The organism is Bradyrhizobium sp. SRL28 (genome assembly GCF_018596315.1).
GTDB lineage: Bacteria > Pseudomonadota > Alphaproteobacteria > Rhizobiales > Xanthobacteraceae > Bradyrhizobium.
The window spans coordinates 84,707-96,883 of record NZ_JAHEAG010000020.1 but is presented as its reverse complement, the minus strand read 5'-3'; the positions used below and the strand labels follow the sequence as shown (position 1 = coordinate 96,883).

At 62.7% G+C, this 12,177-nt stretch carries 13 protein-coding genes; 1 reads left to right on the top strand and 12 read right to left on the bottom strand.

All coding sequences use genetic code 11. The features are described from left to right. Positions 1-9: 9 nt before the first annotated feature. Positions 10-483 (bottom strand): hypothetical protein, encoded by a 474-nt coding sequence (locus KIP88_RS29745; protein WP_214491685.1) that lies wholly within the window; start codon positions 481-483, stop codon positions 10-12. A 236-nt stretch (positions 484-719) separates the two neighbouring features. On the opposite strand from KIP88_RS29745, the gene KIP88_RS29740 reads away from it, so the two are divergent. Continuing rightward, positions 720-1,121, top strand: coding sequence for an EF-hand domain-containing protein (locus tag KIP88_RS29740; RefSeq protein WP_214491735.1), 402 nt, complete (start codon positions 720-722; stop codon positions 1,119-1,121). Positions 1,122-1,143: 22 nt separating this feature from the next. On the opposite strand, the gene mtnK is transcribed toward KIP88_RS29740, so the two are convergent. The 11 genes from mtnK to nuoL form a co-directional block, all read right to left on the bottom strand. Further along, on the bottom strand, positions 1,144-2,451 hold the full coding sequence (gene mtnK, locus KIP88_RS29735) for an S-methyl-5-thioribose kinase (RefSeq protein WP_214491683.1): 1,308 nt from the start codon (positions 2,449-2,451) through the stop codon (positions 1,144-1,146). 125 nt (positions 2,452-2,576) lie between these two features. Then, the gene (locus KIP88_RS29730; protein ID WP_214491681.1) at positions 2,577-3,185 is read right to left on the bottom strand and encodes a trans-aconitate 2-methyltransferase; all 609 of its coding nucleotides are present in this window, start codon (positions 3,183-3,185) and stop codon (positions 2,577-2,579) included. A 32-nt stretch (positions 3,186-3,217) separates the two neighbouring features. Continuing rightward, positions 3,218-3,571, bottom strand: coding sequence for a hypothetical protein (locus KIP88_RS29725; RefSeq protein WP_214491679.1), 354 nt, complete (start codon positions 3,569-3,571; stop codon positions 3,218-3,220). A gap of 18 nt (positions 3,572-3,589) precedes the next feature. Continuing rightward, positions 3,590-3,877 carry a hypothetical protein gene (locus KIP88_RS29720; protein WP_214491676.1) on the bottom strand — a complete coding sequence of 96 codons (288 nt, stop codon included), beginning with the start codon at positions 3,875-3,877 and terminating at the stop codon, positions 3,590-3,592. Between the two features lie 13 nt (positions 3,878-3,890). After that, positions 3,891-4,166 (bottom strand): DUF1467 family protein, encoded by a 276-nt coding sequence (locus KIP88_RS29715; RefSeq protein WP_214491674.1) that lies wholly within the window; start codon positions 4,164-4,166, stop codon positions 3,891-3,893. A gap of 6 nt (positions 4,167-4,172) precedes the next feature. Next, positions 4,173-4,577, bottom strand: a complete 405-nt coding sequence (gene mce, locus KIP88_RS29710) for a methylmalonyl-CoA epimerase (protein ID WP_057849481.1) — start codon at positions 4,575-4,577, stop codon at positions 4,173-4,175. 72 nt (positions 4,578-4,649) lie between these two features. Next, positions 4,650-6,320, bottom strand: a complete 1,671-nt coding sequence (locus tag KIP88_RS29705) for a ribonuclease J (RefSeq protein ID WP_214491672.1) — start codon at positions 6,318-6,320, stop codon at positions 4,650-4,652. Then, on the bottom strand, positions 6,320-7,132 hold the full coding sequence (locus tag KIP88_RS29700) for a biotin--[acetyl-CoA-carboxylase] ligase (protein ID WP_214491670.1): 813 nt from the start codon (positions 7,130-7,132) through the stop codon (positions 6,320-6,322). The genes KIP88_RS29705 and KIP88_RS29700 overlap by 1 nt, the downstream gene beginning before the upstream one ends. A gap of 1 nt (position 7,133) precedes the next feature. Beyond that, positions 7,134-8,573 (bottom strand): NADH-quinone oxidoreductase subunit NuoN, encoded by a 1,440-nt coding sequence (gene nuoN / locus KIP88_RS29695; protein ID WP_214491668.1) that lies wholly within the window; start codon positions 8,571-8,573, stop codon positions 7,134-7,136. 10 nt (positions 8,574-8,583) lie between these two features. Beyond that, positions 8,584-10,095 (bottom strand): NADH-quinone oxidoreductase subunit M, encoded by a 1,512-nt coding sequence (locus KIP88_RS29690; RefSeq protein WP_214491666.1) that lies wholly within the window; start codon positions 10,093-10,095, stop codon positions 8,584-8,586. Beyond that, positions 10,095-12,170, bottom strand: coding sequence for an NADH-quinone oxidoreductase subunit L (gene nuoL / locus KIP88_RS29685; protein WP_214491664.1), 2,076 nt, complete (start codon positions 12,168-12,170; stop codon positions 10,095-10,097). Before nuoL ends, KIP88_RS29690 begins: the two co-directional genes overlap by 1 nt. Positions 12,171-12,177: the final 7 nt, after the last annotated feature.

Below are 12,177 nucleotides of genomic sequence, written 5' to 3'. Positions count from 1 at the left end.
GCTCGGGCTTTACTCGGCTTTGGCTTCGACCTTGGCCGGAGTTGCGATCTTGTCCTTCATTTCCTCGCAGATCTTGCGGACTTCCGCCGTCAACAACGAACAGCTCTCAATTTGAACGAAGACGCGTTTGGCCTCCGCGCGGTATCGCGCTGCGGTTTCCTTCAATTCTTCGGTCACTGTGAGGGCCTCGCGAGTCATGGCCTCGCATTGCCTGGCCTGTTCCATGAGCTCAACGCCCAGGGCCTCGATGTCTTTCGCCGCGGCTTCATATTCGCGGACAACAGCTTCCGCCGACAACCTGCCGATCTCCGTTGCGCCGTCGTTGTGCTCTACATAGTCTGGCATCCCCAGATCCGGAGCGCGTACGGAAAGCGGCGCGAAATCGGTAGGCAGAGATTCGTGATGCGGCACCTTGCGAAACTCCTTTTCAATCTCGCGCTCAAGATCGAGCGCATCTAAGATAGGCTTTACTGTACGAACCATGGGAATGCTCCCTGAATGAAAAACGTGAACAGAGACCAAACTCTGTCGAAAAATGCAGCTTCGACGGTTAGCTTGCTTGTGGCAGCGAGCAAACCAAATCCCTCGGGTAAGCTTGCTGGTTAACCTTTATGTCCGCGCTGGCGGTTAATTCGGGAACCATCGGCGCCCGGCGGCTGGAACCGATTACCGCGTTGAAGCCTTTATCTACAAGATCGCTTCGCTCAGGAGATCACAGGATGATTTCACGCCTATTCATCGGTCTAGTACTGGCCACTGCTGTTGCATTTTCCGGCACCGCCCTGGCGGCACCGAAGCGCGTCGATCCGGTCAAGATGTTCGACTCCGACAATGACGGCACCCTCGATCTGGCCGAGGTGAAGAAGGCTGCGTCCGCAATGTTTACCAAACTGGACCCGGATCGGGACGGCACGCTCGATGCGCGTGAGTTGCGCGGCAGGTTGAGTGCCAAGGAACTGGCTGCAGCCGATCCCGACCGCGATGGCACGCTGACGCTGGACGAATATCTTGCTGTCGTCGAGCAGCGCTTCAACGCAGCCAATCCGGACAAGGATGGGACATTGGACGCCAAGGAATTGAGATCCTCCGCCGGGCGGTCCCTGCTGCGGCTAATGAAATAGCAGCCATCCTCGCCGGGTGTCATCAACCGAAATCGGGCTGCCAGTCGCGGACCTCCTGCGCCGCTTTCGTCACCGCGCCGATGCCGCGGAACGAGGCAGCGTCGACCATCATCGCACGCGCGAGCCGCAGGCTCCGCGCCTCGCTGATCGCCCGTCGCTTCGGGTCCTCGATCAATTCGAAATCGATGTTGTGGGCCAGCCCGAGAATGCGGCGAATGATTTTTGCGGCTGAGAACCCCACGGTGTCCTGGAACAGCCGTGCCATATAGGCCCGCCGCTCGGCCTCCAGGCGCTTCACGCCGGCCTCGCCGGGAAACAGCGTCGGCGGATAGGCGTCGCCGTGAGCTTCCGTGCGCCAGAGCTCGAGGAACTCGTGGGCGAACTCGGTCCAGACGTTTTCGATCGTTTCCAGTACCCAGACCTCGAACAGCCGCCGTTCGCCCGGCGAACCCTCATGACCGGCGGAGGCCAGATAGCTCATCAGGAGATTGCCGATGACCGCGCCGAGATCGAACCCCATCGGTCCGTAGAACGCGAACTCGGGATCGATCACGACAGTCGAGCCTTCCGTCACCATGATCGAGCCGGTGTGGAGGTCGCCATGGATCAGGGCTTCCGGCGCGTTCAGGAATTTCAGTTTCAGCCGCGAGATCGCGGCGTGGAGATCGAGGTCCTCGCGGAAGGCGGCCGCTGTCGCATCGAGCCAGGGCTGCGTCCAGCGGTTTTGCTCGGCCACGCGGTAAGGGTCGGTGAAGACCAGGTCTTCGGTAATCTTGCAGAGCGCATGGTTACCCGCGAACGCCGCAATCCCCTCCTTCTTCTGGGCAGCGGGAATCGCGAGGTCGGAAGAGAAAAACAGCGTGCGCGCCAGAAAGGTCGCGATGTCCCCGACAAAGCTGGGATAGAGCGCGCCAGCAATCAGCCCCTTGCGCATGATGATATGAGGCTCGATCAACTCCATGACGACGAGCGCAAGGGCCTCGTTGTGGTGAAGCACCGACGGCACCAGACCGGGCGCAAGCCGCGCCTGATGCGTGAGCGCCAGATATTCATAATGCGAGCGCGACAGCGGCAGCGGCCAGCTCTCGCCGACGAGCCGCACATAAGGCAGCGCCTGCTTGACGGCGACGCCGCCCTCAGCCCCCTTGACGATGAACACGAGGTTGAGGTTGCCGTCGCCGACCTCGCTGATCGACCAGACCTCCGGCGCTCCCCCGAGGTGCTCGGCGATGGCGGGAAGCCGGGCAAGGTACTCCCGCAGATCGCCTTCCGGCAGAATTCGATATTCGTCCTGCCGGGAACTAGCCGGTGGTCGATCCTGTGAGCTCATCGCGATCTGCCCCCCATGCCGGTGCGGGAGGCGTCACTCGCTCCCGTTCCAGGAAAATTCGATCCGATATCGGCCTTTTTCTTGACCGGATCATAGTCGGGAAACAGCCGGACGCGAAGCGAGCGCTAAATGAGCTGCGCCAGCCAGATGGTGTGGCCGCCGCAGCCGGGGTCCTCAACGACATGCGCCACCACATGAAACCCGTTCTGATCGAGCAATGAACGATATTCGGCGGGGTCGAGGCTCGCATGATACAGCGGCTCGCCTCCAAAACTCCCGATCGCCTCCCCGTGCCCTGGGCCGCTTGTGAACATCAGCGCCGCCTCCGGCGCCGCGTGCTCCCGAAACACCGGAAACATCCGGCGCTGGTCGTCGTGGCAGAGATGAAAGAAACTGTCCCACGCAAGGATGCCGGAAAACTGCCGCCGCAAGGCAAGCTTGCGCATATCGGCGACGATCCATTCCTGCTTCGGAAAATGCCTTCGGCAGACGTCGATCATGGCCGGAGATGAATCCACGCCAACGACGGGATGACCAAGCTCGATCAGATACCCAGCCATGGGCGCTGCCGATCCGCACCCGATATCCAGGATCGGACCAGCAGGCGGCAGCAGCGCCCGGAATCGGTCGAGCCAGGGTTTTTCAAACAGGCTGGCGCGTGCGCGACTCTCGATCCAGTCCAGCGCCTTGCGCTGATACAGATCGATGATCCCTGCGGCTTCTTCCGACGCCATTTGCGAACTCGCGACCCGCGTAACGACCGAGCCTAAAATGTTTCCCGTTCCAGGAAGTTCGATCCGATATCGGCCTTTTTCTTCACGGGATCATAGTCGCAAAAGACGCTATCGGCGACCAGCGTGTAGCTCGGGAAGATCGTGTCCTTGTTCAGCTTGACGGAAGTCAGGCCGATGACGGCGGTCTGCTTGCCATCAGTCCATTTGAACGGGGTCGTGCTCGGCGCCTTTTCGCAGGCCGCCACCGCATCGGCGAAGACCGAGCTCTCAACAAAAGCTTTCACCGTTCGAAGCTGCCCCAGCGTCTTCCAGTTCATATAGAACGACCCTGCGAGACCTGCGGCGAGCAGGACCACGAGCACCAGCAAAATTCTTTGAATATTCATTCCTGTTCCCCCGGCAAACTAACGCTTGCCCTCGTTTGAACGAGACGGTGTTGCTTCATAAGTCGTTGAAAGCCCGGTTGCCCGGCGAAGACCGGGGACCGGAGACGCCTTCATTTCCCGGTGCGAAAGATGAGCGGCAACTGAACGATTGGTCCTGAACGGAGCCTGCCCCGCCCCGCAATTTTCCTGGTTGGCATCGCAGGCCATCAGGCAGTTGGTTTCCTCGATGGCGGATTGATCCATCGCGGCAGCCGGGCCGCCGATCGATGCAAGCAGCAAAATTATCGAAATTGCGCTGCGCAGCATTGTGCTCAATTCCCTAGAACGGCAGCCCCATCAGTTTCGACAGCCGCTCGATGTTCAGATAGCCTTGGTGATACGCCCACATTCCGATGCCGAAGACCACGGCCGAGATCAGCGTGGTCCAGAGCAGCTTGTAGCCCATCCGCGCCATGACCGGCGCGCCGGGATCGGTGCCGGGCGCCCCCTCGCCGTCCTCGTGCTGGCTGCGGACGCCGAACGGCAGCGTCACGAACAGCACGACCCACCAGAGCACGAAGTAGATCGCAAGCGCGGTTGAGATACTATAGGCCATCCGGGCTCAGGCCTGTTCGATTTCGACGAGCGCGCCGGAGAAATCCTTCGGGTGGAAAAACAGCACCGGCTTGCCGTGGGCGCCGATCTTCGGCACGCCGTCACCAAGCACGCGCGCGCCCTCGCTGATCAGCTTGTCGCGCGCGGCGATGATGTCGGGCACGTCGTAGCAGATGTGATGGATGCCACCGTCAGCGTTGCGCTCGACGAATTTAGCAATCGGCGAGGCCTCGCCGAGCGGCTGGATGAACTCGATCTTGGTGTTGGGCAGCGTCACGAACACGGTGATGACGCCATGCTCCGGCAGCGGCACCGCCCCGGAAATTTCCGCGCCGAACGCGCCACCGTAGATCTTGGCGGCCTTTTCCGCATCCTTGACCGCGATCGCGACATGATTGAGCCGGCCCAGCATGACTACTCCACTCCCTGTTTCGGTGCGCTTTCCCGGCAAGAACCAGTGCCCGCCCGAGAAACGTCTTTTACCTCAAACCGTCAGAACATGAACGAGGCAAATCGGCTTCTTGCCCCACTGCTCGTTGATGACGGCCCGCACCGCGCGGCGCACCGATTCCGCGGTCGCGTCCGCATCGCGCCGCCGCGCCCGCGGCAGGTTTTCCACCGTCGAAACCACTGTATCGAACACGATTTCGTCGATGACCTCGCCGGCCGCATTCTTCTCGGGGATGCCGACGAGATCAACCTCGGGATCATCGGCCAGCTCGCCCTTGTCGGTCATGGCGATCGCCACGAAGGCGCAGCCGGCAAACCCCATCCGGCGCCGCTCGACCACGGCGCGGGACTTGGAATCCTCGAGAATATTGCCGTCCTTGTAGAGCCGCCCCGACGGCAATTCGTCGATAATGGCGGGGTCGCCCGGTCCGAGCTTGACCAGATCGCCATTACGGCAGATCAGCACCTTCGGCACGCCGGCGGTGCGCGCCAGCTTGGCGTGCTCGGCCAGATGCAGCGCCTCGCCATGGACGGGGATCAGGATCTGCGGGCGCACCCATGAGATCATGTCGCGCAGCTCGTCGCGGCGCGGATGGCCGGAGACGTGGACGAGATCGGTGCGGTCGGTGATGACCTCGATGCCCTGGCTGACCAGGCCATTGATGATGCCGCCGACCGCCTTCTCGTTGCCGGGGATGGTGCGCGAGGAAAAGATCACGCTGTCGCCCTTGTTCAGCGTCACCTGCGGATGGTCGTTATTGGCGATCCTGGCGAGCGCCGCCCGCGGCTCGCCCTGGCTGCCGGTGCACAGCGCCAGCACCTTGTCCGGCGGGAAATGCCCATAATAATCGGCGCCACGGAAATTCTGCACGCCGTCGAGATAGCCAGTCTCGCGGGCGACCTGCACCACGCGCTCCATGGCGCGGCCGACCACCACCACCTCGCGATCGGCGGCTTTGGCGGCATCCGCCACCGCTTTCACGCGCGCGACGTTGGAGGCAAAGGTCGTGACGGCAACCCGGCCCTTGGCCGCCTTCACCAGCTTGGCGATGGTGGCGGCGACCTCGGTTTCCGAGGGCGAGCGTCCGTCCCGCACCGCGTTGGTGGAATCGCCGACCAGAGCCAGCACGCCGGCATCGCCGAGTTCGCGCAGGCGCCGCTCGTCCGTGGGAAGACCGATGATCGGCGTCGGATCGATCTTCCAGTCGCCGGTGTGGAGCACGGTGCCGGCCGAGGTGTGGATCGCCAGCGCATGCGATTCCGGAATCGAGTGCGCGACCGGGATGAACTCGACGGTGAACGGCCCGAGATTGATCCGGCCGCCCGACGGCACCACGGTCACGGGGATCTTCGGCGGATTGCGCTCGGAGGCGCATTTGGCCTCGAACAAAGCGGCGCTGAACTTGGTGGCATAGATGGGGCATTGCAGTTTCGGCCAGAGATCTATGATGGCGCCGAAATGATCCTCATGGGCATGCGTCAGCACCAGGCCCATCAGGTTCTTGCGCTCTTTCTCCAGGAAGCGGATGTCGGGCATGATCAGGTCGATCCCCGGCAAATGCTCCTCGTCGCCGAAGGAAACGCCGAGATCGACCGCGAGCCAGGACCGCTGGTTGCGGTTGCCGAGCCCGTAGATCGACAGGTTCATGCCGATCTCGCCGACGCCGCCGAGCGGCGCAAAGGTCAATTCATCCGGCCGCGCCATCAGGCCGCTCCCACTGACGCCGCAGCGCCGAAATAGACCTCGCCGGCCGTGATCGGCATGCGCCTGCCATCCGCGGTGCGGACGATCAGGCAGCCGGTATCATCGATCGTATCGAACGTGCCTTCCACCTTCGCGGTTCCGGTCTGGATCGCGACCGGCTCGCCGACGCCAAAGGCGCGCTCCAGCCACAGCGTTCGGATGTCGCCAAACCCGCGGCCATTGTCCCAGATGCCGCGGAACTCGACCCAGGCATCCGACAGCGCGGCGAATAGCTCCTCGGCGCCGACATGGACGCCGAGCGCGGCCAGCGAAGTGGCCGGCGTCGGCGTCCCCTCTGGCGCGGCGATGATGTTGGTGCCGATCCCCGCCACGACGGCGAGACCACCGTCTGTCATGGCCTCAGCCTCCACCAGCAAACCGCAAAGCTTCTGCCCGCGGACCAGAATGTCGTTTGGCCATTTCAGGAGATATTTCAATTGATCCGATCCGGCCAGTCGCAGATTGGCCTCTACGCTGACACGCTGCAGCGCTGTTTCGTGTGCCAAACCAAAGGCGAAGCCCATGGTCGCCGCAACGGCGGGAGAAACATCCATGACCTCGAGCACGCTGCTGGCGAGGTTGCCGCGCGGCGCGATCCAGGCGCGTTGCCGGCGGCCGCGGCCGGCCGTCTGTTCCGTTGTCACGAACCACATCGGGCCGCGCTCGCCATCGCGGGCGCGGGACATGGCTTCGGCGTTGGTCGAACCGATCTGGTCGAAGGCGGCGAGACCGTAGCCCGCCGATATGGCCTTGGGACCGAGCGAGAAAGTCATCCTAGAACAGCGACTTCGCCGCCGCCGTGGCGACGCTGACCAGCGGCCCCGGATAGACGAAGAAGAAGATGGTAAAGATGCCCGCGACCGCCAACACCGCACGCAGTTCGATGCGCATCGGCTCGATCTCGCCGGCCGGCTCGTCGAAATACATCAGCTTGATGATGGTCAGATAGTAGAACGCGCCCACCACGCTGGTCAGCACGCCGATCACGGCGAGCGTGAACAGGCCCGCCTTGATCGCGGCCACGAACACGTACCATTTCGCAAAGAAGCCCGCGAGCGGCGGAATGCCTGCTAGCGAGAACAGCAGCATGGCGAAGAAGAACGCCAGCAACGGATTGGTGCGCGAGAGCCCTGCGAAATCGCTGATCTGCTCCATCGGCTGGCCGTCGCGCTTCATGCTCAGGATGACCGAGAAGGCGCCGAGCGTCATCGCGACATAGATCGCGATATAGATCAGCACGCCCTGCGCGCCCTCCACCGTGCCGGACGCAAGCCCGACCAGCGCAAAGCCCATATGACCGATCGACGAATAGGCCATCAGGCGCTTGATGTTCTTCTGCCCAATGGCAGCGAAAGATCCCAGCGCCATCGAGGCGATCGCGACGAACACGAGGATCTGCTGCCATTGCGGGACGATGCCCGGGAAAGCCGTCAGCGTCACGCGGGTGAACACCGCGAGTGCCGCGACTTTCGGGGCGGAGGCAAAGAACGCCGTGACCGGCGTTGGCGCGCCCTCATAGACGTCGGGCGTCCACATGTGGAACGGCACCGCGGATACCTTGAAGCAGAGCCCGGCCAGCAGGAACACAAGGCCAAACACAATGCCGACGCTGCCGGTCTTCACAGAGGCTGCGATGCCGGCGAAATCGACCGTGCCGGTGAAGCCGTAGATCAGCGAGGCGCCGTACAGCAGCATGCCGGAGGACAGCGCGCCGAGCACAAAGTACTTCAGGCCGGCCTCGGTGGATTTGGCGTTGTCGCGGTTAGAGGCAGCGACCACGTAGAGCGCGAGGCTCATCAGTTCGAGCCCGAGATAGAGCATGATCAGGTCGGCGGCCGAGATCAGCACCATCATGCCGAGCGTGGAAAGCAGCACCAGGATCGAATATTCGAAAATGCGCCGCGACGGATCGGACAGGAACTCGGTCGACAGGACCAGCGTCACCGCCGAACCGATGATCGCAAGGACCTTCAGGAAGCGGGCAAAGTCGTCGACGATGAAGCTGCCGCCGAAGGTCGTGAGCTTGCCGGCCGGCAGCATCAGCTCCAGCGCGCCGGTGACGACCAGCAGCACCACGGCAAGCGTGGTAACGAGCCTGGTCGTCCCCTCGCCGCCGCGATAGGCGCCCAGCATCAACAGCGCCATGGCGCCGACGGCCAGCACCAGCTCCGGCAGCACCGGCAGCAACTCATAACCTGCACTCGAGAAGCTCATGGCGGCGGCCTTATTGGACAACCAGCGCGGCTGCCTTCACGGCAGTCACGGCGGCATTGTAATTGTTGACGAGTTGCTGGACCGAGGCCGCCGACATGTCGAGCACCGGCTTCGGATAGACGCCGAACAGGATGGTCAGCGCCGCCAGCGGGAACAGCGTCAGGCTTTCGCGTAACGTCAGGTCCTTGATGCTGGCGAGCGACGGTTTCGTCAGCGCGCCGAACACCACCTTGCGATAGAGCCACAGCGCATAGCCGGCCGACAGGATCACGCCGAGCGTGGCAAAGGTCGCCGTCGGGATCGAGACCTTGAAGGTGCCGAGCAGCGTCATCAACTCGCCGACGAAACCGCTGGTGCCGGGCAGCCCGACATTGGCCATGGTGAAGACCATGAACACCAGCGCATAGAGCGGCATCCGGTTCACGAGGCCGCCATAGGCCGCGATCTCGCGGGTATGCATGCGGTCGTAGACGATGCCGACGCAGAGGAACAGCGCGCCGGAGACGATGCCATGCGACACCATCTGGAACACGCCGCCGGCCACGCCCTGCGTGGTGCCGGCGAAGATGCCCATGGTGACGAAGCCCATATGCGCGACTGATGAGTAGGCGATCAGCTTCTTGATGTCTTCCTGCATCAAGGCCACCAGCGAGGTGTAGACGATGGCGATCACCGACAGCGTGAAGATGATCCAGGCGAAGTCATGCGACGCCAGCGGGAACATCGGCAGCGAAAATCGCAGGAAGCCGTAGCCGCCCATCTTCAACAGGATCGCAGCCAGGATCACCGAGCCTGCCGTCGGCGCCTCGACGTGCGCATCGGGCAACCAAGTGTGCACCGGCCACATCGGCATCTTCACCGCAAACGAAGCAAAGAACGCCAGCCACGCCCAAGTCTGCAGCGAACGGGGAACGGCGGTGTGCATCAGCGTCGGGATGTCGGTGGTGCCGGCGTTCCAGTACAGCGCCATGATGGCTAGCAGCATCAGCACCGAGCCGAGCAGCGTGTAGAGGAAGAACTTGAACGACGCGTAGACCCGGCGCGGGCCGCCCCAGACGCCGATGATCAGGAACATCGGGATCAGGCCGCCTTCGAAGAACAGGTAGAACAGCACCAGGTCGAGCGCGGAGAAGGTGCCGACCATCAGCGTTTCCAAGAGCAGGAACGCCATCATGTATTCGCGCACGCGCATCGTGATCGATTTCCAGCTCGCGATGATGCAGAACGGCATCAGGGCGGTGGTCAGGATCACGAATGGCAGAGAAATGCCGTCGACACCCATGTGATAGGTGATGCCGCTGGCGAGCCAGTTCGCCTTTTCGATGAACTGGAAATCCGGATTGGCGGCATCGAAGCGCCAGACCAGGATCAGCGACACCGCGAAGGTAACGAGCGTAGTCCACAGCGCGATCCAGCGCGCATTGCGCCGCGCAGCCTCGTCGTCGCCGCGCGTGAGATAGATCGCCAGCGCGCCGATGACCGGCAGGAACGTGACGACCGAAAGGATGGGCCAGGTTGTCATTACTGGCCTCCCAAGCCGAACATGAACCAGGTGATCAGCCCCGCGACCCCGATCAGCATCGCAAAGGCATAGTGATAGAGGTAGCCGGTCTGGATCTTCACCACGTTGCGGGTGACATCGAGCACCCGCGCCGAAACGCCATCCGGGCCGAAGCCGTCGATGACGAGGCCATCGCCCTTCTTCCACAGGAAGCGGCCGAGCCACTTCGCCGGGCGGACGAAGATGAAGTCATAGAGCTCGTCGAAATACCATTTGTTGAGCAGGAACTGGTAGAGCATCTGGTGCTGGTTGGCGAGTTCGACCGGCAGATACGGCCGGCGGATGTAGAACATCAATGACACCAGAAAACCTACGACCATCATGGCCGTCGGTAGGAACGCAATCGCCCACGGAATGTGGTGCATCTCTTCGATGATATGCGGATGCATCTTCAGCGACTCGCGGAAGAACTCCTCCACGCCATGGCCCGCGAACACTTCCTTGAACGGGAAGCCGGCCAGGATCGAGCCTGCGGCGAGGACGCCGATCGGGACCAGCATCCACATCGGCGCTTCATGGGCCGCCTCGTAATGGTGCTGGTCGTGCGGCTCGCCGTGGAACGTCTTGAAGATCAGGCGCCACGAATAGAACGAGGTCAAGCCGGCCGCGATCACCGTCATCGCGAAGCCGTAATACGCGAACGGATTGTGCGCGACATAGGCGGACTCGATGATCGCGTCCTTGGAGAAATAGCCGGCCGTGAGCGGGAAGCCGGTCAGCGCCAATGTGCCGATCAGCATCACGCTGTACGTGTAGGGGATCTTGCGCCACAGCCCGCCCATGTTGCGGATATCCTGCTCGTGGTGCATCGCGTAGATCACCGAGCCGGAACCCAAGAACAACAGCGCCTTGAAGAAGGCGTGCGTGAACAGATGGAACATGCCGACCGAATAGGCCCCTGCTCCCATCGCCACGAACATGTAACCGAGCTGCGAACAGGTCGAGTAGGCGACGATGCGCTTGATGTCGTTCTGGACGAGGCCGACGGTCGCGGCAAAGAACGCGGTGGTGGCGCCGAAGAACATCACCACGGCCTGCGCGTTCGGCGCGAGCTCGAACAGCGGCGACAGCCGCGCCACCATGAACACCCCGGCCGTCACCATGGTCGCGGCGTGGATCAGCGCCGAGACCGGGGTTGGGCCTTCCATCGCGTCCGGCAACCAGGTGTGCAGCAGGAACTGGGCCGATTTGCCCATCGCGCCCATGAACAGCAACAGGCAGATCAGCGTGAGCGCGTCGGCATTCCAGCCGAAGAAATTGATGGTCTTGCCCGACAGCCCCGGCGCGCCCGCGAAGATCGTCTCGAAATCGGTGGTCTTGAGCAGCATGTACACGGCGAAAATGCCGAGCGCGAAGCCGAAATCGCCCACGCGGTTGACGATGAAGGCCTTGATCGCCGCCGCATTCGCCGACGGCTTCTGGTACCAGAAGCCGATCAGGAGGTAGCTGGCGAGACCGACGCCCTCCCAGCCGAAGAACAGCTGGACCAGATTGTCCGCCGTCACCAGCATCAGCATCGCGAAGGTGAACAGGCTGAGATAGCCGAAGAAGCGCGGCCGGTTCGGGTCCTCGTCCATGTAGCCGATGGAATAGAGGTGCACGAGCGAGGAGACGGTGTTCACCACGACCAGCATCACGGCGGTCAGCGTGTCGACGCGTAGCGCCCACGCCACCTGCAGATCGCCGGAATTGATCCAGGGAAACAGCGCGATCCTTACGACGTCACGGTGCAGGAAGCCGATGTCGACCAGCACCACCCAGGAGAGAACAGCGGAAACGAACAGAAGTCCCGTGGTGATCAGCTCGGCCGCGCGCGACCCCTGCGCCGGCGGTTCGGAGACGTGATGGTCGTCATGGCCGTGATCGTCATGGCCATGGTCGTCATGGGCTGCCGCCGCATGCGCATGATCGCCATGTCCGTGGTCGTGATGCTCGACCTCATCGCCACTCGGATTGCGGGCATGCGCGCCGAAGATCGCGATCAGGCCGGCCAGAATGGCGCCCAGCAGCGGCAGAAAGACGATTGCCTGAACCATAGCTGCG

Excerpts from the sequence above, each read along its gene's own strand:
- KIP88_RS29700 (WP_214491670.1), bottom strand. The coding sequence starts at position 7,132 with ATGACTTTCTCGCTCGGTCCCAAGGCCATATCGGCGGGCTACGGTCTC.
- KIP88_RS29745 (WP_214491685.1), bottom strand. The coding sequence starts at position 483 with ATGGTTCGTACAGTAAAGCCTATCTTAGATGCGCTCGATCTTGAGCGC.
- KIP88_RS29740 (WP_214491735.1), top strand. The coding sequence starts at position 720 with ATGATTTCACGCCTATTCATCGGTCTAGTACTGGCCACTGCTGTTGCA.
- nuoN (WP_214491668.1), bottom strand. The coding sequence starts at position 8,573 with ATGAGCTTCTCGAGTGCAGGTTATGAGTTGCTGCCGGTGCTGCCGGAG.
- KIP88_RS29705 (WP_214491672.1), bottom strand. The coding sequence starts at position 6,320 with ATGGCGCGGCCGGATGAATTGACCTTTGCGCCGCTCGGCGGCGTCGGC.
- mtnK (WP_214491683.1), bottom strand. The coding sequence starts at position 2,451 with ATGAGCTCACAGGATCGACCACCGGCTAGTTCCCGGCAGGACGAATAT.
- mce (WP_057849481.1), bottom strand. The coding sequence starts at position 4,577 with ATGCTGGGCCGGCTCAATCATGTCGCGATCGCGGTCAAGGATGCGGAA.
- nuoL (WP_214491664.1), bottom strand. The coding sequence starts at position 12,170 with ATGGTTCAGGCAATCGTCTTTCTGCCGCTGCTGGGCGCCATTCTGGCC.
- KIP88_RS29725 (WP_214491679.1), bottom strand. The coding sequence starts at position 3,571 with ATGAATATTCAAAGAATTTTGCTGGTGCTCGTGGTCCTGCTCGCCGCA.
- KIP88_RS29715 (WP_214491674.1), bottom strand. The coding sequence starts at position 4,166 with ATGGCCTATAGTATCTCAACCGCGCTTGCGATCTACTTCGTGCTCTGG.
- KIP88_RS29730 (WP_214491681.1), bottom strand. The coding sequence starts at position 3,185 with ATGGCGTCGGAAGAAGCCGCAGGGATCATCGATCTGTATCAGCGCAAG.
- KIP88_RS29720 (WP_214491676.1), bottom strand. The coding sequence starts at position 3,877 with ATGCTGCGCAGCGCAATTTCGATAATTTTGCTGCTTGCATCGATCGGC.
- KIP88_RS29690 (WP_214491666.1), bottom strand. The coding sequence starts at position 10,095 with ATGACAACCTGGCCCATCCTTTCGGTCGTCACGTTCCTGCCGGTCATC.